The organism is Bradyrhizobium sp. CCBAU 65884 (assembly GCF_028128835.1).
Lineage (GTDB): Bacteria > Pseudomonadota > Alphaproteobacteria > Rhizobiales > Xanthobacteraceae > Bradyrhizobium > Bradyrhizobium ottawaense.
Genome location: NZ_LBJU01000124.1, coordinates 141,789 through 162,217 on the forward strand (window position 1 = coordinate 141,789; position 20,429 = coordinate 162,217).

19 protein-coding genes are annotated in these 20,429 nt (G+C 64.9%); 9 read left to right on the forward strand and 10 right to left on the reverse strand.

The window, feature by feature from the left end; all coding sequences use genetic code 11:
- Positions 1 to 135 precede the first annotated feature (135 nt).
- Complete coding sequence (locus tag XI03_RS25580; RefSeq protein ID WP_028142071.1) at positions 136 to 2,301, forward strand: malate synthase G; 2,166 nt, start codon at positions 136 to 138, stop codon at positions 2,299 to 2,301.
- A gap of 142 nt (positions 2,302 to 2,443) precedes the next feature.
- A complete protein-coding gene (locus XI03_RS25585) occupies positions 2,444 to 2,644 on the forward strand; it encodes a CsbD family protein (protein ID WP_008546815.1) in 201 nt (66 codons plus the stop codon).
- Between the two features lie 170 nt (positions 2,645 to 2,814).
- On the opposite strand, the gene XI03_RS25590 is transcribed toward XI03_RS25585, so the two are convergent.
- Positions 2,815 to 2,970, reverse strand: coding sequence for a Thivi_2564 family membrane protein (locus XI03_RS25590; protein WP_007599832.1), 156 nt, complete (start codon positions 2,968 to 2,970; stop codon positions 2,815 to 2,817).
- A 271-nt stretch (positions 2,971 to 3,241) separates the two neighbouring features.
- Between XI03_RS25590 and XI03_RS25595 the strand changes: the two genes are divergently transcribed.
- Together XI03_RS25595 and XI03_RS25600 are read left to right on the forward strand one after the other, a co-directional pair.
- Positions 3,242 to 5,335: a methyl-accepting chemotaxis protein gene (locus XI03_RS25595; RefSeq protein WP_038971357.1), complete on the forward strand. Its 2,094-nt coding sequence runs from the start codon at positions 3,242 to 3,244 to the stop codon at positions 5,333 to 5,335.
- A 198-nt stretch (positions 5,336 to 5,533) separates the two neighbouring features.
- Positions 5,534 to 7,627 (forward strand): methyl-accepting chemotaxis protein, encoded by a 2,094-nt coding sequence (locus XI03_RS25600; RefSeq protein WP_271593645.1) that lies wholly within the window; start codon positions 5,534 to 5,536, stop codon positions 7,625 to 7,627.
- A gap of 217 nt (positions 7,628 to 7,844) precedes the next feature.
- Here XI03_RS25600 and XI03_RS25605 read toward each other — a convergent pair whose 3' ends face one another.
- Both XI03_RS25605 and XI03_RS25610 read right to left on the reverse strand, forming a co-directional pair.
- Complete coding sequence (locus tag XI03_RS25605; RefSeq protein ID WP_028142074.1) at positions 7,845 to 8,492, reverse strand: DUF2865 domain-containing protein; 648 nt, start codon at positions 8,490 to 8,492, stop codon at positions 7,845 to 7,847.
- 17 nt (positions 8,493 to 8,509) lie between these two features.
- Positions 8,510 to 9,289, reverse strand: coding sequence for a L,D-transpeptidase (locus tag XI03_RS25610; protein ID WP_028142075.1), 780 nt, complete (start codon positions 9,287 to 9,289; stop codon positions 8,510 to 8,512).
- A 209-nt stretch (positions 9,290 to 9,498) separates the two neighbouring features.
- On the opposite strand from XI03_RS25610, the gene XI03_RS25615 reads away from it, so the two are divergent.
- The 5 genes from XI03_RS25615 (at position 9,499) to XI03_RS25635 (ending at position 13,635) form a co-directional block, all read left to right on the forward strand.
- Positions 9,499 to 10,611 carry an AI-2E family transporter gene (locus XI03_RS25615; RefSeq protein ID WP_028142076.1) on the forward strand — a complete coding sequence of 371 codons (1,113 nt, stop codon included), beginning with the start codon at positions 9,499 to 9,501 and terminating at the stop codon, positions 10,609 to 10,611.
- A 78-nt stretch (positions 10,612 to 10,689) separates the two neighbouring features.
- Complete coding sequence (locus XI03_RS25620; protein ID WP_028142077.1) at positions 10,690 to 11,061, forward strand: DUF883 family protein; 372 nt, start codon at positions 10,690 to 10,692, stop codon at positions 11,059 to 11,061.
- Positions 11,062 to 11,154: 93 nt separating this feature from the next.
- A complete protein-coding gene (locus XI03_RS25625; RefSeq protein ID WP_028142078.1) occupies positions 11,155 to 11,610 on the forward strand; it encodes a hypothetical protein in 456 nt (151 codons plus the stop codon).
- A gap of 189 nt (positions 11,611 to 11,799) precedes the next feature.
- A complete protein-coding gene (locus tag XI03_RS25630; protein WP_271593646.1) occupies positions 11,800 to 12,942 on the forward strand; it encodes an OpgC domain-containing protein in 1,143 nt (380 codons plus the stop codon).
- Positions 12,943 to 13,026: 84 nt separating this feature from the next.
- Complete coding sequence (locus tag XI03_RS25635) at positions 13,027 to 13,635, forward strand: TetR/AcrR family transcriptional regulator (protein ID WP_038971346.1); 609 nt, start codon at positions 13,027 to 13,029, stop codon at positions 13,633 to 13,635.
- A gap of 65 nt (positions 13,636 to 13,700) precedes the next feature.
- Here the strand turns inward: XI03_RS25635 and XI03_RS25640 are convergent, their stop codons facing one another.
- The 7 genes from XI03_RS25640 to XI03_RS25670 all read right to left on the reverse strand — a co-directional run bounded on the left by XI03_RS25640 (position 13,701) and on the right by XI03_RS25670 (position 20,424).
- Positions 13,701 to 15,359: a CHASE domain-containing protein gene (locus tag XI03_RS25640; RefSeq protein WP_028142081.1), complete on the reverse strand. Its 1,659-nt coding sequence runs from the start codon at positions 15,357 to 15,359 to the stop codon at positions 13,701 to 13,703.
- Between the two features lie 296 nt (positions 15,360 to 15,655).
- Positions 15,656 to 16,279 (reverse strand): urease accessory protein UreG, encoded by a 624-nt coding sequence (gene ureG / locus XI03_RS25645; RefSeq protein ID WP_008131868.1) that lies wholly within the window; start codon positions 16,277 to 16,279, stop codon positions 15,656 to 15,658.
- Between the two features lie 39 nt (positions 16,280 to 16,318).
- Positions 16,319 to 17,047: an urease accessory protein UreF gene (locus tag XI03_RS25650; RefSeq protein ID WP_271593671.1), complete on the reverse strand. Its 729-nt coding sequence runs from the start codon at positions 17,045 to 17,047 to the stop codon at positions 16,319 to 16,321.
- Positions 17,028 to 17,678, reverse strand: coding sequence for an urease accessory protein UreE (locus XI03_RS25655; protein ID WP_271593647.1), 651 nt, complete (start codon positions 17,676 to 17,678; stop codon positions 17,028 to 17,030). Before XI03_RS25655 ends, XI03_RS25650 begins: the two co-directional genes overlap by 20 nt.
- Positions 17,679 to 17,692: 14 nt before the next feature.
- Positions 17,693 to 17,992, reverse strand: a complete 300-nt coding sequence (locus XI03_RS25660; RefSeq protein ID WP_018318764.1) for a putative quinol monooxygenase — start codon at positions 17,990 to 17,992, stop codon at positions 17,693 to 17,695.
- Between the two features lie 142 nt (positions 17,993 to 18,134).
- Entirely contained in the window at positions 18,135 to 19,850 is a 1,716-nt protein-coding gene (gene ureC / locus XI03_RS25665) for an urease subunit alpha (protein WP_271593648.1), read from the reverse strand.
- A 34-nt stretch (positions 19,851 to 19,884) separates the two neighbouring features.
- On the reverse strand, positions 19,885 to 20,424 hold the full coding sequence (locus XI03_RS25670; RefSeq protein ID WP_028142085.1) for an HD domain-containing protein: 540 nt from the start codon (positions 20,422 to 20,424) through the stop codon (positions 19,885 to 19,887).
- Between the last annotated feature and the right edge of the window lie 5 nt (positions 20,425 to 20,429).

Consider the following 20,429-nt stretch of genomic DNA (forward strand, 5'->3'; position numbering starts at 1 on the left):
CAAACCCCTGGGGGTCTTCTCACCGCCCCGATTTTGGGGCTAATAGGCCCCGAAAGCCGCTCCCTCGTGGGCGCATTTTGCTGCTGTCGGGTCAAAAGCAGCCAAAAACAGCCATTTCCAACAAGAAAGCCCATCATGAAACGCGTCGACGCCCACGGATTGAAGATCGCTCCCGTCCTGTTTGATTTCATCGCCAAGGAAGCGGCCCCGAAAACGGGGATCGCGCCGGATGCGTTCTGGGCCGGGCTTGCCGCCATCATCAAGGATCTGGGGCCGAAGAACCGCGCATTGCTGGCGGTGCGCGACACGTTGCAGGCCAAGATCGACGACTGGCACCGCGCCAGCAAAGGCAAGGCGTTCGACCTCAACGCCTATACCGCCTTCCTCAAGGAGATCGGCTATCTCGTTCCGGAGCCGGCGACCCAGAAGGTCGAGACCGCCAATGTCGACGAGGAGATCGGCAAGATCTGCGGCCCGCAGCTCGTCGTGCCCCTCACCAACGCGCGCTATGCGCTGAACGCGGCGAATGCGCGCTGGGGTTCGCTCTATGACGCCTTCTACGGCACCGATGCGATCCCGCATGATCCGTCCGAGGGCGGCAAGGGCTACAACAAGGCGCGCGGCGACAAGGTGATCGCCAAGGCCAAGGCGTTCCTCGATGCCGCTGTGCCGCTTGCCACCGGCAGCCACACCGACGTCACCGCCTACAGTGTCGTCGCGGGCCAGCTCGCAGTGAAGCTGAAGAGCGGCAATGCCACCGCGCTGAAGAACGCGGCGCAGTTCGCCGGCTTCCAGGGCGATGCGGCCGCGCCTTCGGCCGTGCTGCTCGCCAACAATGGCCTGCATGTCGAGGTGAAGATCGACCGCAGCAGCGCGATCGGCAAGGACGATCCGGCCGGCGTCGCCGACATGATCATGGAATCCGCGGTTTCCACCATCCTCGACATGGAGGACTCGGTCGCAGCCGTCGATGCCGAGGACAAGGTGCTGGTCTACCGCAACACGCTCGGCCTGATGAACGGCACGCTGTCGGCCGATTTCGAGAAGGGCGGCAAGACGCTGACGCGCTCGCTCAACGCCGACCGCAGCTACAAGACCCCGGACGGCAAGGGCGAGGTCAAGCTGCACGGCCGCAGCCTGCTCTTGATGCGCAATTGCGGTCACCACATGTTCACCGACGCGGTGCTGGACGAGAAGGGCGAGGAGATTCCGGAAGGCCTTCTGGACGCCGCCGTCTCCGGCCTGCTCGCGATCCACGACCTCAAGGGCAATTCGAAGGTCAAGAACAGCCGCACGGGATCTGCCTATATCGTCAAGCCGAAGATGCACGGCCCGGACGAGGTGTCGCTCACCTGCGAGATCTTCGACCGCGTCGAGAAGATGCTGTCGCTGCCGGAGAACACGCTCAAGGTCGGCATCATGGACGAGGAGCGGCGCACCACCGTCAACCTCAAGGCCTGCATCCAGCGCGCCTCCAAGCGCATCATGTTCATCAACACCGGCTTCCTCGACCGCACCGGCGACGAGATCCACACCTCGATGGAAGCCGGCCCAATGATCCGCAAGAACGAGATGAAGGCGCAGGCCTGGATCAAGGCCTATGAGGACTGGAACGTCGACATGGGCCTGACCTGTGGCCTGCCCGGGCACGCCCAGATCGGCAAGGGCATGTGGGCCGCCCCCGACAAGATGGCGGACATGCTGGCGCAGAAGCTTGGCCATCCGCAGGCCGGCGCCACCACCGCCTGGGTGCCCTCGCCGACTGCGGCGACGCTGCACGCGCTGCACTACCACCAGGTCAACGTGATCGCTCGCCAGGAAGAGCTCACCAAAGGCGGACCGCGCGCAAAGCTTTCGGACATCCTCACCATTCCGGTGTCGAAGTCGAACTGGGCGCCCGATGACGTCAAGCAGGAGATCGACAACAACTGCCAGGGCATCCTCGGCTATGTCGTGCGCTGGATCGACCAGGGCGTCGGCTGCTCCAAGGTGCCCGACATCCACGACGTCGGCCTGATGGAAGACCGCGCCACCTTGCGGATCTCCAGCCAGCATCTCGCCAACTGGCTGCACCAGGGCGTGATCACCGAGGCGCAGGTGATGGAATCGCTCAAGCGCATGGCGGTCGTTGTCGACAAGCAGAACGCCGGCGATGCCATCTACAAGCCGATGGCGCCCGCCTTCGACGGCGTCGCCTTCAAGGCCGCCTGCGACCTCATCTTCAAAGGCCGCGAGCAGCCGAACGGCTACACCGAATACATCCTCACCGCGCGCCGCCGCGAGGCCAAGGCGAACGGCTGATAGTCAGCCGGCTCGAAACACCGAAAGCCCCGGCTCACGCCGGGGCTTTTTTGTTGAGCGCAGCGGGCGAAACGTCGCGCCGCACAGCGGAACGGCCGCGCGGCGGTCGCGTTGTACGGCCATCAACCCATGGGAGATGGTCATGGACTGGAATCGCATCGAAGGAAACTGGAAGCAGTTCAAGGGTTCGGCCAAGGAGAAGTGGGGCAAGCTCACCGACGACGACCTCCAATTGATCGAGGGACGCCGCGAACAGCTCGAGGGCCGGCTCCAGGAACGCTACGGCAAGGCCAAGGACCAGGTTCGTCAGGACGTCGACGACTGGCTGAAATCGCTGCACTGAAGCAGCGCAAACGAAGCCCCGGCGAAGGCCGGGGCTTCTTGTTTGGCGAGTGGCCCGGATGAGCCAACGGGTCGGCGCGAAGCGCCGCCCGATGACAGGCTCCGCGACATCCGGGACCTTTGTTGCGGCACCCCGGATATCGCTGCGCTCATCCGGGCTTTGATCCCTTGCTAGAACACCGCGAGATATTTCAGCAGCGAGACGATGCCGATGATGATGACGACCACGCGCGCGATCTGCTTGGCGCGGCCGTCCATCGGCAGCATGTTGATGAGATAAAGGACGAGAATAACAACGAGAAAAGTTACGAGTACGCCCACCAGCATCGCGAAACCCCCTTCAGGCAAATTGCGACCACCGCTCTAACGCCTGTCTCCCGCGCTGGTTCCATCGCGGCAACCCACTGCAACTTCTAGTAAATACGTACTTCTACGATCGGACGGCCTGCCCAAAATTTTACCCTTTTCCATTCAGATGCGGAAATGACGCCGGTGCCGTGGGCCGCAAACGGCGTGCGATTGCCGTTCTGCCGCGCCGGGCTTGTCGATGTTGCCGGGCGCTTTCAAGAGCTTTGCAATGGGAGTTGGGGGGACTTCGATGCTGAATCGTCTGACCGTATCCACGCTGCTGAAGGCGGTGATCGCGATCACGTCGGCCTGCGTGGTGCTCGCGCTCTCGCTCACCGCCTACGAATCCTGGGATCGCCTCAAGACCGCCAACCGGATCTCGCAGACCGCCGACGCATCCGCCGATTTGTTCAAGGCGATGCACAGCCTGCGCACCGACCGATCGACCACGACGCGGCTCCTCAACTCGGCCGAACCGATGGATGCCGAGATCGAGAAATACCTGCGCGCGATCCGGGACACCGAGATGCCGGCAATGGCACGCGCGCTGGAGCTGCTGCCGGTCATGGACTTCCCGCAATCGGGCACGCTGGTGCCGGAGCTTGCGCGCCTCCACAAGTTGCTGACCGAAGAGCAGAAACAGTTCTGGGCGGATATGGCCAAGCCCAGGGATCAGCGCCGCGCCGGCCTGCCGAAGGAATATATGGAGACGACGGGCGGCCTGCTCGAAACGCTCGACAAGCTGTCGAACGTCCTGGCCGCCACCGTCAATCATCAGGACGCCGTGATCGACCAGCTGCTGTCGATCAAGCAGAACGCCTGGCTGCTCCGCAACACCGCGGGCGAAGCCTCCCTGGTCGTCTCGACCGGTCTTGCCGCCGGCAAGATCACACCGGAAGCCCGCAACAACTACACCCAGCATGTCGGCGGCACGTCGGCGATGTGGAAGGCGCTCGAATTGTCAGCCTCGGGCATGCAGTTGCCGCCCGCGCTCGTCTCCGCCATGGCCGCGGCCAAGACCGCCTATTTCGAGCCGCAATATCTGACCCTGCGGGACCGCCTCGCTGACACTTTGGTCAAGGGCGAGAAGGCCGAGATGACCGCCAACCAGTGGAGCCCGCTCACGGTCGGCCGCCTTTCCAGCGCTGTCACCGTGGCGGAAGCCGCCCTTGACGCCGCCAAGGTCCATACGCTGGAGCAGCGCGGCGCCGCGCAGCGCGCGCTGATCGTGCAGCTTGGATTGCTGGGGCTCGCCATCGGCCTTGCCGTCGGCGCGGTCATGCTCGTGAGCCGCCGCGTGATCCATCCGCTCAACACCATCCGCGACGCCATGCTGAAGGTCGCCGGCGGCGACCTTGCCGTCGACAGCGGCTATCTCGATCGTCAGGACGAGATCGGCGCACTGGCCGGCGCGCTGGAGACCTTCAAGCAGCAGGCCACCGACAAGCTCAAGATCGAAGAGCAGGAGCGCGAGCGCAATGCGGGCGCTTCCGCACGCCAGCGCGCCGTTGAAGCCTATGTCGGCGAGTTCGAGGGCGCGGTGCGCAAGACGCTGGGCGAATTGGGCGAGGCGTCCGGCGAGATGCGCAAGACCTCGGGCGACCTCTCCGCCGTGTCGCGCCAGACCAACGATCGCGTCCAGGTCGCCGGCAAGGCCTCCAACGACGCCTCCATGAGCGTCGACAGCGTCGCCGCCGCCGCCGAGGAGCTCTCGGCCTCGATCAACGACATCAGCCAGCAGGCCGCGCATGCCGCAGGCATCGCCGGTCGCGCCGTCACGCAGGCGCGCGAAACCGACGGCACCGTGCAGGGCCTGGCGAAGTCGGCGGGGCGCATCGGCGAGGTCGTCGGTCTCATCAACACCATCGCGGCGCAGACCAATCTGCTCGCGCTCAACGCCACCATCGAAGCGGCGCGCGCCGGCGAAGCCGGCCGCGGCTTTGCCGTGGTCGCCTCCGAGGTGAAGTCGCTGGCAAGCCAGACCGCGAAGGCGACCGAGGAGATCTCCGAGCAGATCGCCGACATCCAGAAAGTCGCGGGCGACGCCATCAACGCGATCCAGACCATCGGCGGCATCATCGGCGAAGTGAACGAAGTGGCGACCGCCATTGCCGCCGCCGTGCAGGAGCAGGGTGCGGCGACGCAGGAGATCACCCGCAGCACGCAATTCGCGGCGCAGGGCACCAAGAACGTCTCGGACAACATCACCGGCGTCAAAGCCGATGCGGACGCTGCCGCCGCAGCCGCCGACAATGTGAAGCAGGCCTCCGAGATGCTGGAGAGCCAGAGCCGCCAGCTCGGCCATGAGGTCAGCGACTTCCTCGGCAAGATCCGCGCGGCGTAGGCGCGGATCGGGAGAGGGCGCCGCGCCCGTAATTTTACGGCAGGAACGCTGCCTAAGTTTTTACCCTTTTCGGGCCAAATGCGCCTCACGCGCTCGCCGCTGGCGGGCGCATCTGCTGCGTGCATCCCTTGGTCTTTTCGAACTTCGTGGGGCTGCCGTTCAGGGCCACGAACTCGAAACGCGCACCCGGGGTGTCCGATGCTCAATCGCTTGACCGTATCCACGCTGTTGAAGGCGGTAATCCTATCCACCGCATTCATCGTCGTCATCGGCTTCTCGATCAGCGCATGGAGCTCATGGGGCCGGCTTCAACAGGCCAACCGGATCGTCGCGGTTTCGGCCGCCTCGGCCGAAGTGTTCAAGGCGATGGCCAACATTCGGGCCGACCGCTCGACCAGCAGCCGCCAGCTCACTTCCGATGTCGCGATGGACAAGGACATCGAGAAGTACATCCGCGAGCTGCGCGCGGCGCTGATGCCGGCGCTGGCCCTCACGCTCGAGCTCCTGCCCACGACCGACATCGTCCAGCGCGAGGCGTTCCTCGCCGATCTCGGCAAGCTGAACAAGACGCTGCTGGCCGCACAGGCCGAGTTCTGGACCGAGGTCGTCAAGCCCAAGGCCGAGCGCCGCGCAGGCCTCGCCAAGGAATATGTCGCGACCGAGGACGCGCTGATGGCGCAGCTCGAAAAACTCTCGGGCGCGCTCGCGGCGAGCGTCAACCACCAGGACGCGACCATCGACCAGCTCCTGTCCATCAAGCAGATGGCCTGGCTGCTCCGCAACACGGCCGGCGAGTCCTCGCAGATCGTCGGCAATGCACTCAACGCCGGCAAGATCGCGCCCGAGGTGCAGCTCACCTACACCAAATTGGTGGGCGGCACCGACACCGCCTGGACCGCGATCGAGCTCGCCGCATCCGGCATGCCATTGCCGCCGGCGCTGGCGGCGGCGATGACCGAGACCAAGTCGACCTATTTCGATCCGCAATACGCCGCCACGCGCGACGGCGTCATCACGACGGTCGCCAAGGGCGAGAAGCCGTCGATGACCGCCAACCAGTGGAGTCCCTATTCGGTGCCCCGCATGATGACCGCGGTGAGGCTCGCCGACGCCGCGCTGCAGGCCGCCAAGGATCACTCCGCCGCGCAGCGGGCGGCCGCAGTGCAGTTGCTGATCGTCAACACCGCCCTGCTCGTCGCCGCGATCGTCCTGACCGGTGCCGCCATGCTGGCCGTCAGCCGCCGCGTGATCACGCCGCTGCACCGGATTCGCGATGCCATGCTGAGGGTCGCCGGCGGCGACCTCACCGTCGACAGCGGCTATCTCGACCGACGCGACGAGATCGGCTCGCTCGCCGGCGCACTGGAGACCTTCAAGCAGCAGGCCATCGACAAGCAGAAGATCGAAGAGCAGGAACGCGAGCGCAACGCCGGTGCCGCCGCGCGACAGCGCGCGATGGAAGCCTATGTCGGCGAGTTCGAAGGCGTGGTGCACAAGTCGCTGGGCGAGCTGAGCGAGGCGTCCGGCGAAATGCGCAAGACCTCGGGCGACCTCTCCGCGGTGTCACGCCAGACCAATGAACGCGCCGAGATCGCAGGCAAGGCCTCGAACGACGCATCGACCAGCGTCGAGAGCGTCGCGGCAGCCGCCGAGGAGCTCAGCGCATCCATCAACGACATCAGCCAGCAGGCCGCGCATGCCGCAGGCATCGCCAGCCGCGCCGTCAACCAGGCACGCGAGACCGACAGCACCGTCCAGGGGCTCGCGCAGTCGGCGGGGCGCATCGGCGAGGTCGTCGGTCTCATCAACACCATCGCGGCACAGACCAACCTGCTGGCCCTGAACGCCACGATCGAGGCGGCACGCGCCGGGGAAGCCGGCCGCGGCTTTGCCGTCGTGGCCTCCGAGGTGAAGTCGTTGGCGAGCCAGACCGCCAAGGCGACCGAAGAGATCTCCGAGCAGATCGCCGACATCCAGAAGGTCGCGGGCGATGCCATCAATGCGATCCAGGCCATCGGCGGCATCATCGGCGAAGTCAACGAAGTCGCGACCGCGATCGCCGCCGCCGTCCAGGAGCAGGGCGCGGCCACTCAGGAGATCACCCGCAGCACGCAATATGCGGCGCAGGGCACCAAGAACGTCTCGGACAACATCACCGGCGTGAAAGCCGACGCCGACACCGCAGCCGGTGCCGCGGAGAACGTCAAACAGGCCTCCGAGATGCTGGAAACCCAGAGCCGCCAGCTCGGCCATCAGGTCAGCGACTTCCTCGGCAAGATCCGCGCGGCGTAACGTGTAAGTTAGATAGCAAACTGCCTCTACACCTTCGGTGTCATCCCCGCGAACGCGGGGATCCATAGCCACGGGGAGTAGTTCGGCGAAGACTCGTGGTTGCCGGCTCGTGCCGTAACGCCTCCCTGTGGTTATGGATCCCGGATCTGCGCTTCGCCTGTCCGGGATGACAGCGGAGATTGAGGCGGTAGCGCTAGGCCCATGTGAAGCCGCCGCCCTACTCCTTCGCCACCACAGGCACCTGGCGGAATTTGGCGCGCACCGATGCCGGGAGCGGCGAAAAATTCATCGCGACGCCGCGGCGGTCGTTGGCGTTGCGGCTGGCGACCACCAGGCCGTCAGCGCCGGCGACGATATCGCCCTTGCGCAGCGTGGGATCGTCCTCGACCTTGACCGATGCGAGCCCGGCCGGATCCTTGCCGTTGCAGGTGCAGCCCGCGACGATCTCGTTGCGGTAGCGGAACGCGTTCGGCAGGTCGGAATAGGGCTTTCCATTCTCAGCCGTGGCGTCGTCGATATTGCTGCCATAGACCAGCGACGTCTCGGAAGCCGGGCAGAAGCTCTTGCAGGATTGCGCCTTGCTCTCGGCATCATTGCCTTGCGCCGGGAAGTAGCGGCCGTCGCAGCCGCGCACGCAATAGGCCGTGCCGCCGCCATAGGCCGCGCGTTGGCGAGGGGCGTCGTAGCGTGGCATGTCATCGCCAGGGAACGGTGTCCGGATCTGTGGAGGCCGCGCTCCGAACGCACCGAACAGCGCCGAGAAGAAATCTTCCGCATGCGCCGACGGTGCGAATGCCAGACCGGCGGAGACAACGACCATGATCGCCGTACCGCCAGCCACCTTGCCAATCAGGCGTCTGCTCATATGACTCACTCTTACTCCTAGTTCACGGCCGACGTCGCGATGTTCAGCGCCTGCCGGCCCGACGGCATCGCCGTCACGGCTGGACGCTTGCGCGCGGGGTCGCCGCCTTTGGCCATCAGCGGCGCGTTCTTCGGCAGCACCACGACCTTGGCGCCGACATTAACGCGGCCGAACAGGTCGGTGACGTCCTCGTTGGTCATGCGGATGCAGCCGGAGGAGACGAACTTGCCGATCGTGGAGGGATCGTTGGTGCCGTGGATGCGGTATTCACTGGAGCCGAGATACATCGCACGCGCCCCGAGCGGGTTGCCGGGACCGCCGGCGACGAAGCGCGGCAGATAGGGCTGGCGCGCAATCATCTCGGCCGGCGGATGCCAGTCCGGCCATTCCGCCTTGCGGCTGACGCTCTGCACGCCGGACCAGGTGAAGCCTTCGCGACCGACGCCGACGCCGTAACGGATCGCACGACCATTGCCGAGCACGTAATAGAGATAGGTGTTGTTGGTATCGATGACGATGGTGCCGGCCGGCTCGCTGCGGTCGAAGCCGACGATCTGCTTGCGCAGGCGATCGGGCAACTGGGCATCCTCGTCCGCCGCCTGCCGCTGCGGCGCTTCGTTCACATAGCCCTGCGCGTAACCCTGGTCCTGCGGATACGCCTGCGGCTGCATCGGCGCATAGCCGTAGGTCTGCGCGCTCGCGCCAGCGAACGGCACCGCCAGCAGAGCGGTCGCGAAGGCGAAGGCGGTGACGACGCGCGGCGAGAAGCTGCGACGGACTGCAGAGAACTTTGTCATGTGCTGCCCCGTTGGATGCGTGCATCAGGGTGATGCGCTTGCGAACAAACGCCGCGGGGGCGATTCAGGTTCCGGCCCTGCGCGCGGCATCCTTGTCACAGTCAAGCGAGCGCGTGTTCACGAAGCCGCGATGGAACCGCCGCACCGCTCGCGCATTGTCAGGTCGCCAATGGGCGCGCGGATCGAGGCTTCCGTGCCGGAGAGAGATTGTGCGCGTCCTTCCCAGTGAACGTCTGACTCCCGGCAACAGCGAAGGCAGTCCGCTTCCCGACAGCCATATCGAGCTGCCGCCGGTGATCCGTCGCACCGAGTTCGTCGCCTTCGCGCTTGCCGGCCTCTTGCTGATCGCCATCGTCACCGTGCTCTATGTCGGCAAGGCGTTCTTCCTGCCGGTCGTGATGGCCTTCGTCACCGGCACCATGCTGTCGCCGGCCGCCAGCTTCCTCGAACGGAGCAAGGTCCCGCGCGGGCTCGGCGCCGTCCTGATCGTGGTCGCGGTGACCACGGTGGTGGCCTTCGTGGTGGCGCTGATCGCCTCCCCCGCGATGGAATGGAGCACGCGCCTGCCGGAGCTCGGCGCGCAATTGAAGGACAAGCTGCACGTGTTCGACCGACCGCTCGCGCTGTGGCGCGAGCTGCAGGCCATGGTGGGCGGCTCGGAAGGACTGCCGAACTTCCAGATGCCGAAATTCGATTGGGTGCAGCCGACGCTGGAATTCCTGTCACCGACCTTTACCGAATTCCTGCTGTTCTTCGTCACCCTGATCCTGTTCATCGCAAGCTGGCGCGACCTGCGTCGGGCGCTGATCATGACCTTCAGCGACCGCGACGCCCGGCTGCGCACGCTTCGGATCCTCAACGAGATCGAGGTCCATCTCGGCAACTACCTCTTGACCGTCACGCTCATCAATATTGGGGTCGGCGTCGCCACCGGCCTCGTCTGTGCGCTCACCGGCATGCCCAATCCGGCCGGGCTCGGCGCGCTCGCCGCAACTCTCAACTTCATCCCGATCATCGGGCCGATCGCGATGTTCGCCGTTCTGATCGTGGTGGGGCTGGTCGCCTTCCCGACCATCAGCGGCGGCCTGATGGCGGCGCTCGCCTTCGGCGGCCTCACCTTCCTGGAGGGGCACTTCGTCACGCCCATGATCATCGGGCGGCGGCTGGCGCTGAACGCGCTCGCCGTGCTGCTGGCGCTCGCGTTCTGGACCTGGCTGTGGGGACCGATGGGCGCCTTCCTGTCGTCGCCGCTCCTGATCGTCGCGCTGATCCTGAAGGAGCATCTGTTGCCGGCGGACGCGCCGCAGCTTCCGCAGGATTGACCGGTTTCCGCGAACGGAACTTCCCCGACGACGAAACGTTTTCCGGCTATCTCAGCCGTCAACAGTTTGGAGCTCCCGATGTCCACGACCAATGCCGAAGCCGGGATGAAGGACTGGACCGACAAAGCCACCCGAGAACGCCTCGAGAAGGATGTAGCAGCCGTGAAAAGCGATATCGCCGCCCTCACCGACCAGATCACCGACGCGCTCAATACCTTTGCCAATTCCACCAGCAAGCAGGCTCGCCGCGGCTATCGCCAGGCGCGCGAAAACATGGATACCGCGCTCGACGACGTGTCGGAGCGCGGCAGTGCAATGATGGGCGCGGCCCAGGAAGCCTACGGCTCGATCGAGGAGACGCTCGAAGACGCGATCACACAGCGGCCGCTTGCGACCGTCGGACTCGCGCTCGGCATCGGCTTCCTGATCGGTGCCGCCTGGCGCCGGTAAGATTTGCGGACGCGTGTTGAGGTGTCGGCGCCGGCGCGTTGCCGGTGTCGGCCCGTGACGGTTTGGCTTGCGGGGAATTGAGGAGCGAGGGCCATGTTTCAGCGCATCATCGATGGGATCAGTGCATCCACCGGCACGACGGTGCGACTGACCTCGCTTGCCGCAGCCGCGGCCTTCGCGCTGTTCGTGACGACGTGCTTCCTTTGCGCCGCTGCCTTCATCTCGGTGCTGGAGAAATATGGCCCGGTGCAGGCCTGTCTTGCCGGCGCTGGCATCTTCTTCCTGCTGACGCTGGCTGCGGCAGGTTCTTATTGGGGCTACAAGCGGGAGGTGCAGAAGCGCGCCCAGATCGCGGCCGAGCGCGCCGCGAAGTCGGCGGCGCAGAGCATGCTCGCGGATCCCATGCTGCTCGCCACCGGGCTGCAGATCGTCCGTGCCATCGGCGTCAAGCGGCTGCTGCCGATCCTAGCGATCGGCGGCGTCGCCCTCGGCATCATGGCGAGCCGCGCGGGCGTTCCCGACGAGGCGTCGGCTGAACCGGCCGAATAGCGATCCGAGCGGGTCAGAAAATTTCGTTGTAAGTCCTCCGAGCGCATCTATCAGAATTCGTCCATAAGACGCCGCGCAATTTCGCGCCATCACGGCGCGGCTGCCCCCAGCCATCACGCAAACGCTACTCGGATGGGCAGGCGGTTGCCGTTAAAAGTACCACCCTGATTCCCAAAGCTATTTTAATCAATGAAACCGTCCGTTAAGGCGAACCTCGCCGCATTCCATCACGACGCCAGGCTTTATCTGACGCTCGGTATCGCCAACTGGTCGGTTTTCGTCGACCATATCCCGAACAACGTCGTCAACCTGCTGACGCTGCGCAATTTCGGCTTCAGCGGCGCGGCTGACCTGTTCGTGTTCGTCGTCGGCTATGGCGTCGCCATCATCCACGGCCGGATGGCGCTTGAACGGGGCTACCTCGTGGCGGCGACGCGCATCTTCCGCCGCGTCTGGCGGCTCTACGCCGCCTATGTCGTGCTGTTCGTGATCTACATCGACACCATCGCCTATGTCGCCTCGCAGTCGATGGCGCCGGAGATCATCCACGAATACAATATCTCGGGCATTCTCGAGCACCCGCTGCGGATCCTGGTCCGCGGCCTCGTGCTCCAAGAGGAGCCGCTGAACCTCGACCTCCTGCAATTGATGATCCCGCTGATGGCCTTTTTTCCGTTCGCGCTGTGGGGTCTGTTGCGGTGGCCGAACCTGACCCTGGCGGCATCGGTCGCGCTGTATCTCGCCGCACGCTGGTTCGACTGGAATTTTCGGGTCTATCCGGTCCAGGAATGGACCTTCAATCCGCTCTGCTGGCAGATGCTGATGGTGCTCGGGGGCTGGTTCGCCGTGACAGGCGCGCCCGGGCGCGCGCTACGCGACATGCCCTGGCTGCGGATTCTCGCCGGCACCTATCTCGTATTCGCGATGGCCATCACCTTGCTGCGCCATTCGCCGGCAATGTCGGCTTACCTGCCGGACCTGCTCCTCGACAGCATCGCGCCGACCGACAAGGAAAACCTCGCGCCCTATCGCGTGATTCACTTCCTCGCGCTCGCCTTGCTGGCGACCCATCTCATTCCGGCCAATCATCCCGGCCTGCAATTGAAGCCGCTGCAGGCGGTCATCCGATGTGGCGAGGAATGGCTCGCCGTGTTCTGCGTCGGGGTGTTCCTGTCGTTTGCGGGCCATCTCATCCTGATCACCAGCGCCAATCTGGTGGCGATGCAGATCGTGGTGAGCCTCGCCGGCTTCGCCGCGATGACCGCGGTGGCCTACTACGTCGCCTGGTCGAGGTGGCAGGATCTCCCCACGGCCTTGCGGCAGCAGGCCTAGCCAGAGAACCGTGCGATTCTGCTAGGCCGAAAGCGGCGGCTGCGCTATGCGGAGAAGCTCTGCGTGAGGAGACCGGGCGTGGCGATGGCGAAAAGCGGGGGGGAAGAGACCGGGAGCACGCCCCGGCGCGGCCGGCCTCGGTCGATCGAGACCAGCAACGCCATTCTCGAAAGCGCCTATGCGCTGATGGCTTCCACCGGCCTTGCCGCCACCACCATCGACGCGGTCGCCCGCCACTCCAGCGTCTCCAAGATGACGATCTACAAATGGTGGCCGTCCCGCGAGGCGCTCTTGATCGACGCCTTTCTTCAACATGCCGCGCAGATGCTGCCGCTGCCTCCGGAGGGCTCCGGCAACCCCGCGGCGCGCGCCCGCCGCCATGCCGCGGCCTACGCCGAGGCGCTCCAGGGCGAGTTCGGCAAGGTCCAGCTCGCGGTGATCTCCGAATGCATTTCCAAAACCGGCTCGGCCGAGCTGTTCTATGCCCGCTATCTGCAATTCCGTCGCGACGCGCTGGTCGAGATGATTGCCGCGGGCCAGAACGACGGCAGCATCCTGGCCGAAGGGCCGGCTGAGGATCTTTACGACGCGATCTATGGCGGCCTGTTCTATCGCTACGTCTTCGGCATCGCGCCAATCACGCCGGCCTATGCCCGCAATCTGGTCGACCTGGTGTTGAGGCCCAAGGGCTAAGCCCAAGGAGTTAAGCCCAAGGGGTTAAGCCCAAGGGGTTAGTCCGAGGCTTAAGCCGGCGGCTTCTATCGCGCAGACCTCACCGGTGCGGAGATCTTGTCCGTGCGGTCGCGCTCGGTCATGTCGACCACCGTCTCCATCGGCGCGGTCAGCTCATAGACATAGGAGGCGTCGGTGAAATAGCGCTTGGCGGTGCCGCCGAGAGCCTCGGGGGCGACACGGTCGAGCAGGATCAGGCCGAAATCGGAATCGGGGCGGCGGGTCGCCTCGCTGGTGTTGAGCTCCTCCCAGCGGAAATGGAAGACCTCGCCCGCCCCCTCGCCCGTCACGGTCCAGCTAGCGGTGATGTGCGGATGCTTTCCGACCAGCGACAGGCCCTCGTCGGAATGCGAGGCAAGTTCGAAGAACAGCAGCGAGAGGCTCTGCGCCGCGCGCGCGCTGACCGCGATATCAGGACCCGTGACGGCAATGCGGTCGGCATGCGGGATGGCGCGCGCCTCGAACAGGCCCTTCAGCTTGACGCCCTGCCACTGGCTCTCGCTGAGCAGCGAGACCACGTTGGACATGGCGTGGATGCGCCCGATCAGGAGCTCGCGGGCGACGTCGATGTCCGAGCCGTGACGCAAGGTGCGCGTCACGATCGACTGGATCACCGCGAGGATATTCTTGACCCGGTGGTTGAGCTCGTCGATTACCGCGGTCAGCCGGCGCTCGAAGCCGATTCTGACCTGGATTTCCCGGCTGAGCCTTAAGTTGTTGTAGGCGACATAGCCAAACAGGCCGCACACCATCGCAGTGATCGCAAAGCCGATCGCCGCCACGATGATCGCGGTCTGCTCGGCGCGACGCGCCGAGTTGGTCTTCGCGTAATAACCCAGCTGCCAGTCACGGCCGCCGAAGCTCACCGTGCGCGTCGCCGATGGCGTCGGCCCGTCCGTCGTCGTCATGCGGGTGGAGACGATTCCCTGATCGTTGGCGACGAGCTCGCCACCTTCCTTGCGCGGGTCCCTGAGCGCGACCGAGAACAACGACATGTCGTCATTGGTCAGCATCAGCGAGGCGAGTTCGTAGGAAAACGTGACGAACCCGGCCGGCTCGGTCGCACCCTCGGGGATGACGGGAGCTGCCACGATGATCCCGACCGGCCCGTTGCCGCGCAACAGCGGAATCGGGTCCGAGGCCACCGACCGCTTCTCGAGCCGGGCCCGTGTCAACATGGCGCTGCGAACCTGATCCTGGTCGTAACTACGGCCAGGCAGAGCCTTGGTCTCGTCGCTGCGCGGCTCGAGATCCAACAGCACGTCGATCGGCTGGGTGATCTCGGCCGGATTGATCGGCTTGTCGTCAAAGGTGCGGATCTTCGGATTGGGGAAGCCGGCGCCTCCAATGGCAGCCTGCGCCGCCGTAAGCTCGTTCGGCTTCAGCCGGGCGATCCAGCCAGCCACCACGAAATCGGTCTTGAAAGCATAAATGGCCGAGCGCAGCGGCTCCAGCATGTTCGGCTTGATCACTGACGGTGTGCGGAACAGGCCCGAGGCGACACGTGCGAGCAGCTCGCGCTCAGTGAGCCGGTCCTGCACCAGGCTGGCATGAACGTCGATCGCGCGCGCCAGCGCGATACGATCCAGCGCCAGCTCCTGGTCGTGGACGCGATAGGCCGCAAGCCCGGAGAGCAAGGCTCCGAGCAGAGCGATGAAACCGATGATGAAACCCAGCCGGACCACGCGACTACTCAGGCGAAAGCAGGAGGTCGGCAATAAACAAGGAGCATATGAACGCCGCTCGAACGGCCATGTGCCGAAACAGGGTGAACCCCGGTGGCAGAGATAATGAAGGAGGAGGCATCGGTACGCAACTTGGGTCGCCTGGAAAGCTTAATCCGCCCGGCCGATGGTCTGGCCGGGATGAATTGCCCGGGCACCGGAGGTAGTTAATCGCCGTGTCCGAAATTTGTTCCGTGGTTGCGGCCCGGCCCCAGGGTTAACGGCGAAAAAAGCATGCGCCAAGTCGTCGCGCGCTGTCAGCCCGCCCGTTTCAGGCCGCCTTTGGCCTCGATGAAGCCGACAATGCGGTCAAGGCCCTCGCTCTTCTTCAGATTGGTCATGACGAAGGGGCGCTCGCCGCGCATGCGCCTGGCGTCCGTGTCCATCTTCTCCAGGGAGGCGCCGACATGGGGGGCGAGGTCGATCTTGTTGATGACCAGCAGGTCGGACCGGGTGATGCCGGGGCCGCCCTTGGACGGGATCTTGTCGCCGGCGGCCACGTCGATGACGTAGATGGTCAGGTCGGCCAGCTCCGGGGAAAAAGTGGCAGCGAGATTGTCACCGCCGGACTCGATCAGAACGAGATCGAGCCCGGGAAACTTGGCGCGCATGTCCGCCACCGCGGCGAGATTCATCGAGGCATCCTCGCGGATCGCGGTGTGCGGGCAGCCGCCGGTCTCGACGCCGGCAATGCGGTCCGGCGTCAGCGAGCCCGAACGCACCAGGAACTCGGCATCCCATTTGGTGTAGATGTCGTTGGTGATCGCGGCAATGTCATAGCGCTCGCGCATGGTCTTGCAGAGCAGGTCCATCAGCGCGGTCTTGCCCGATCCGACGGGACCGCCGACGCCGACACGCAAGGGGCCGTGAGATTTCGACATGTCATTCGCTCTTTCTCGATGGGTCAAAGGCCGCACCGCTCACGACCGGAACAGCCGGGTATATTGCGTCTCGTGCCGCAGGCTGGCGAGATCGGCGCGGAAGGTCGCGCTGCCAAGATCGTCCAATGCTGCGTTCAACGCACGATTGGCGGTGGCGGCAACGGCGGCTTCCAGCCTTACCAGCACGCGCTGGCAGTCGGTCTGGCCGAGCGGAATGAGCCTACTGGCGGCCGAAATCCAGTTGGACACCAGCGCATGCAGGAACGCGTGCAACGTCGGCGCCAGCGCCACGCCGTGCTTAGCTGCAACCACGCCGACCGCGACGGGATAGACCAGTGGCGTGCGGCATGCCGCAACCATGGCATCAAGGCCGTCTGCATCCCAGGCAGCGCGAGCGATGTCGATGAAGGCGCGGCCCTGCGAGATCGTCTCCAGCTGCCGCTCGCGCGACGGCACCATGGCCGCGGCGAGCTCGGCGATGTCGCTCAAGGTCGCATCCTCGCCCATCTCTGCAGCACGATAGGCATACACGAGAAGCGTCGCGTCGCAAAAGCCGGAGCCGTCGCCGAGCATCGCGTCGAGCCAGTCGGCCAGCGTGGCCGTATCGACGATGTCGCCCGCCTCGACCGCCCATTCGATGCCGCTGGAATAGGAGAAGCCGCCGACCGGGAATGCCGGCGACAGCCAGGTCATCAGCCGGTACAGCGCCGCCGCCTCGCCCTCGGCGAGGTCGCCGGCGCCGACCGACTCACTTGTGGTCATGAGCATGCTTGTGGCCGTGGTGATGGTCGGGATGGTCGCAATGCTCGTCGTGGTGATGGTGATGATCGTGCCCATGATCATGCGCGGCATGATCATGGGGGTGGTGGTCGTGCGCGTGATGATCATGGCCATGGTGATCGTGACCATGGTCATGATGATGCCCGTGATCATGATGCGCATGATCGTCGTGGCCATGCGCGTGGCCGGCATCGGCATAGGCGCCGCCTTCGGGATCGAACGGCGCCTCGATCTCGATCACGCGCGCGCCGAGAACCTTCACCATGGCTTCGATGACGTGATCGCGGCGGATGCGCAAGGCCTTGGCCATGATCTGCGTCGGCAGATGGCGGTTGCCGAGGTGCCAGCCGACGCGAATGAGGTGATGCGGATCGCGGCCGCGGATTTCCAGCAGCGGCTCGGGCGCCGCGACCACTTCGACGAGCCGGCCGTCCTCCAGCACCAGCGCATCGCCGCCGCGCAGCGCGACGGCCTGCTCCACGTCGAGCAGGAATTCGAGCCCCCGCGTTCCCGTCATCGCCATGCGGCGGCGGTGCCGATCGTCGAAATCGAGCACCACCGTATCCGCCGGCGCTTCCGTGAAGCGGTGCTGTCCCCTGACCTGCGTCGCCCGGATCATGCGCTTTTACCCCGTTACCTTGTCTCGACCTTCTCGGGCGTGATCACTTCGATCTTCGGCGGTGCCGTGAAGCACTTGACCGCCACGCGCCCGAACGTCTTCATGTGCTCCATGCCACGATGCGGCACCAGCGCCTCGGCGTTCTCCCACTGCTCGACGAACACCATCTTGGCAGGATCGGTGACGCTTTCATGCAGATCATAGGCGATATTGCCGGGCTCCTTCCGCGTCTCCTTGATGCAGGCGGTGGCGGCTGCAATGAATTCGGCGCGCGTCTCTGGCTTGATGGTCAAGGTGGCAACGACGTAGATCACGAGAAATCCTCCCGGCTTTTCTTCTAAGGTTGGATACCGGGCGGGACATTAGACCAGGCAGGATCGAACGCAAAACCGTAAAAGCCATCCCGGGACATGCCCTCTGGACATAATCCCAGGGACATGCGTTGAGGCGCTATTTTCAGTACATGAAATATCGCTGCGCCATGGGCAGCACCTCGGCGGGTGCGCAAGTGAGCAATTCGCCGTCGGCGCGGACCTCATAGGTCTCCGGATCGACCTCGATATTGGGCGTGGCGTCGTTGTGGATCATGCTCTTCTTCGAGATCTTGCCGCGGGTGTTCTGCACGGCATAGAGCTTCTTCTCGATGCCGAGCTTTCGCGCGAGGCCGCCGGTGATCGCTGCCTTCGAGGTGAATACCACGGACGACGCGGTGCGCGCCTTGCCGAAGGCGCCGAACATCGGCTGGTAATGCACCGGCTGCGGCGTCGGGATCGAGGCGTTGGGATCGCCCATGGGCGCTGCGACGATGGTGCCGCCCTTGACGATGCAATCCGGCTTGACGCCGAAGAAGGCCGGCGACCACAGCACGAGATCGGCGAGCTTGCCCTTCTCGACCGAGCCGATCAGTTTCGACACGCCGTGCGCGATCGCGGGATTGATGGTGTATTTGGCGATGTAGCGCTTGACGCGAAAATTGTCGTTGTCCTTGCCCTTGTCCTGCGGCAGTGACCCGCGCTGCTTCTTCATCTTGTCCGCGGTCTGCCAGGTCCGGATGATGACCTCGCCGAGGCGGCCCATGGCCTGCGAGTCCGACGACATCATCGAGAGCGCGCCGAGATCGTGCAGGATGTCTTCGGCCGCGATGGTCTCCTTGCGGATACGACTCTCGGCGAATGCCAGATCCTCCGCGATCGAGGGATCGAGGTGGTGGCACACCATCAGCATGTCCAGATGCTCGTCGATGGTGTTGCGCGTGAAGGGCCGCGTCGGGTTGGTCGAGGACGGCAGCACGTTCTTGAGCCCTGCGACCTTGATGATATCCGGGGCGTGACCGCCGCCGGCGCCCTCGGTGTGGAAGGCATGGATGGTGCGGCCCTTGAACGCCTTGATCGTGTCTTCGACGAAGCCGGATTCGTTCAGCGTATCGGTATGGATCATCACCTGGATGTCGTGAGCATCGGCGACCGACAGGCAATTGTCGATCGCCGCCGGCGTCGTGCCCCAGTCTTCGTGCAGCTTCAGCGCGCAGGCGCCGGCCTTGATCATCTCGACCAGGGCAGCGGGCCGCGATGCGTTGCCCTTGCCGGAGATGCCGAGATTGACCGGGAAGGCGTCGAACGACTGAATCATCCGCCCCATATGCCACGGGCCCGGCGTGCAGGTCGTTGCGAAGGTACCGTGCGATGGGCCGGTGCCGCCGCCCAGCATCGAGGTGACGCCAGACATCAGCGCGTGCTCGATCTGCTGCGGGCAGATGAAATGGATGTGACTGTCGAAGCCGCCGGCAGTGAGGATTTTTCCTTCGCCGGCGATCACGTCGGTGCCGGGACCGACGATGATGGTGACGCCAGGCTGGATGTCGGGATTGCCGGCCTTGCCGATGCCGGCGATCATGCCGTCCTTGATCGCGACGTCGGCCTTGACGATGCCCCAGTGGTCGACGATCAGCGCATTGGTGATGACGGTGTCGGCCGCGCCCTGCTTGTTCGTCACCTGCGACTGCCCCATGCCGTCGCGGATCACCTTGCCGCCGCCGAACTTCACCTCCTCGCCGTAGGTGGTGAAATCCTTCTCGACCTCGATGATGAGGTCGGTGTCGGCCAGCCGCACCCTGTCACCGGTGGTCGGGCCGAACATGTCGGCATAGACGGAACGTTTTATCTTGACGGACATCACAAGCCCCGTTTGCGTTTGAATGTTTGGTGCCTCACAGCAAGGCCCTCGCTGCTTTCACGGCGTCGTCGAATTTCTCATCGAGCCAGGGATTGCCGCCGCGGCAGCCCGCAACGACCTTCGTGGCCCAGCCGGCGTAGTCGGCAAGATCGTCGCGCTCCTCTGCACTCGGATCGGTCTGAATGCGCGCGCCGATGTTGCTGATCTTGTCGGCGATCTTGATCAGCTTCGCGCCAGCAGATTTCTTCGGCGCATCGACAATCTGCAGACGCCGCCGCTCTGCCTTGGGAAGGCTCATGTCGTCGGTGCATTCGACGACGAGGGAGGCAGCACGCTCCGAGAATTTCTGCGCCAGCTCCTCGCGCGTGGTGGCGGTGTCCTCGATGGTGTCATGCAGCCAGCCGGCCGCGACCAGTTCGGCATCGGCGCCGTCGGTCGCGGTCGCCAGCAGGTTCGCGACCTCGGCGAGATGATTGATGTAGGGCTCGTTGCCGCGCCCCTTGCGCGCCATGCCATTGTGACGGTGCGCAGCGAGTTCGGCGGCTTCTGAGACGAGGCGGACGGGTGACAGCATGGCAA

Excerpts from the sequence above, each read along its gene's own strand:
- XI03_RS25595 (WP_038971357.1), top strand. The coding sequence starts at position 3,242 with ATGCTGAATCGTCTGACCGTATCCACGCTGCTGAAGGCGGTGATCGCG.
- XI03_RS25655 (WP_271593647.1), bottom strand. The coding sequence starts at position 17,678 with ATGATCCGGGCGACGCAGGTCAGGGGACAGCACCGCTTCACGGAAGCG.
- XI03_RS25650 (WP_271593671.1), bottom strand. The coding sequence starts at position 17,047 with ATGCTCATGACCACAAGTGAGTCGGTCGGCGCCGGCGACCTCGCCGAG.
- XI03_RS25670 (WP_028142085.1), bottom strand. The coding sequence starts at position 20,424 with ATGCTGTCACCCGTCCGCCTCGTCTCAGAAGCCGCCGAACTCGCTGCG.
- XI03_RS25610 (WP_028142075.1), bottom strand. The coding sequence starts at position 9,289 with ATGACAAAGTTCTCTGCAGTCCGTCGCAGCTTCTCGCCGCGCGTCGTC.
- XI03_RS25620 (WP_028142077.1), top strand. The coding sequence starts at position 10,690 with ATGTCCACGACCAATGCCGAAGCCGGGATGAAGGACTGGACCGACAAA.
- XI03_RS25635 (WP_038971346.1), top strand. The coding sequence starts at position 13,027 with ATGGCGAAAAGCGGGGGGGAAGAGACCGGGAGCACGCCCCGGCGCGGC.
- XI03_RS25590 (WP_007599832.1), bottom strand. The coding sequence starts at position 2,970 with ATGCTGGTGGGCGTACTCGTAACTTTTCTCGTTGTTATTCTCGTCCTT.
- ureC (WP_271593648.1), bottom strand. The coding sequence starts at position 19,850 with ATGTCCGTCAAGATAAAACGTTCCGTCTATGCCGACATGTTCGGCCCG.
- XI03_RS25600 (WP_271593645.1), top strand. The coding sequence starts at position 5,534 with ATGCTCAATCGCTTGACCGTATCCACGCTGTTGAAGGCGGTAATCCTA.
- XI03_RS25580 (WP_028142071.1), top strand. The coding sequence starts at position 136 with ATGAAACGCGTCGACGCCCACGGATTGAAGATCGCTCCCGTCCTGTTT.
- XI03_RS25625 (WP_028142078.1), top strand. The coding sequence starts at position 11,155 with ATGTTTCAGCGCATCATCGATGGGATCAGTGCATCCACCGGCACGACG.
- XI03_RS25605 (WP_028142074.1), bottom strand. The coding sequence starts at position 8,492 with ATGAGCAGACGCCTGATTGGCAAGGTGGCTGGCGGTACGGCGATCATG.
- ureG (WP_008131868.1), bottom strand. The coding sequence starts at position 16,279 with ATGTCGAAATCTCACGGCCCCTTGCGTGTCGGCGTCGGCGGTCCCGTC.
- XI03_RS25585 (WP_008546815.1), top strand. The coding sequence starts at position 2,444 with ATGGACTGGAATCGCATCGAAGGAAACTGGAAGCAGTTCAAGGGTTCG.
- XI03_RS25630 (WP_271593646.1), top strand. The coding sequence starts at position 11,800 with ATGAAACCGTCCGTTAAGGCGAACCTCGCCGCATTCCATCACGACGCC.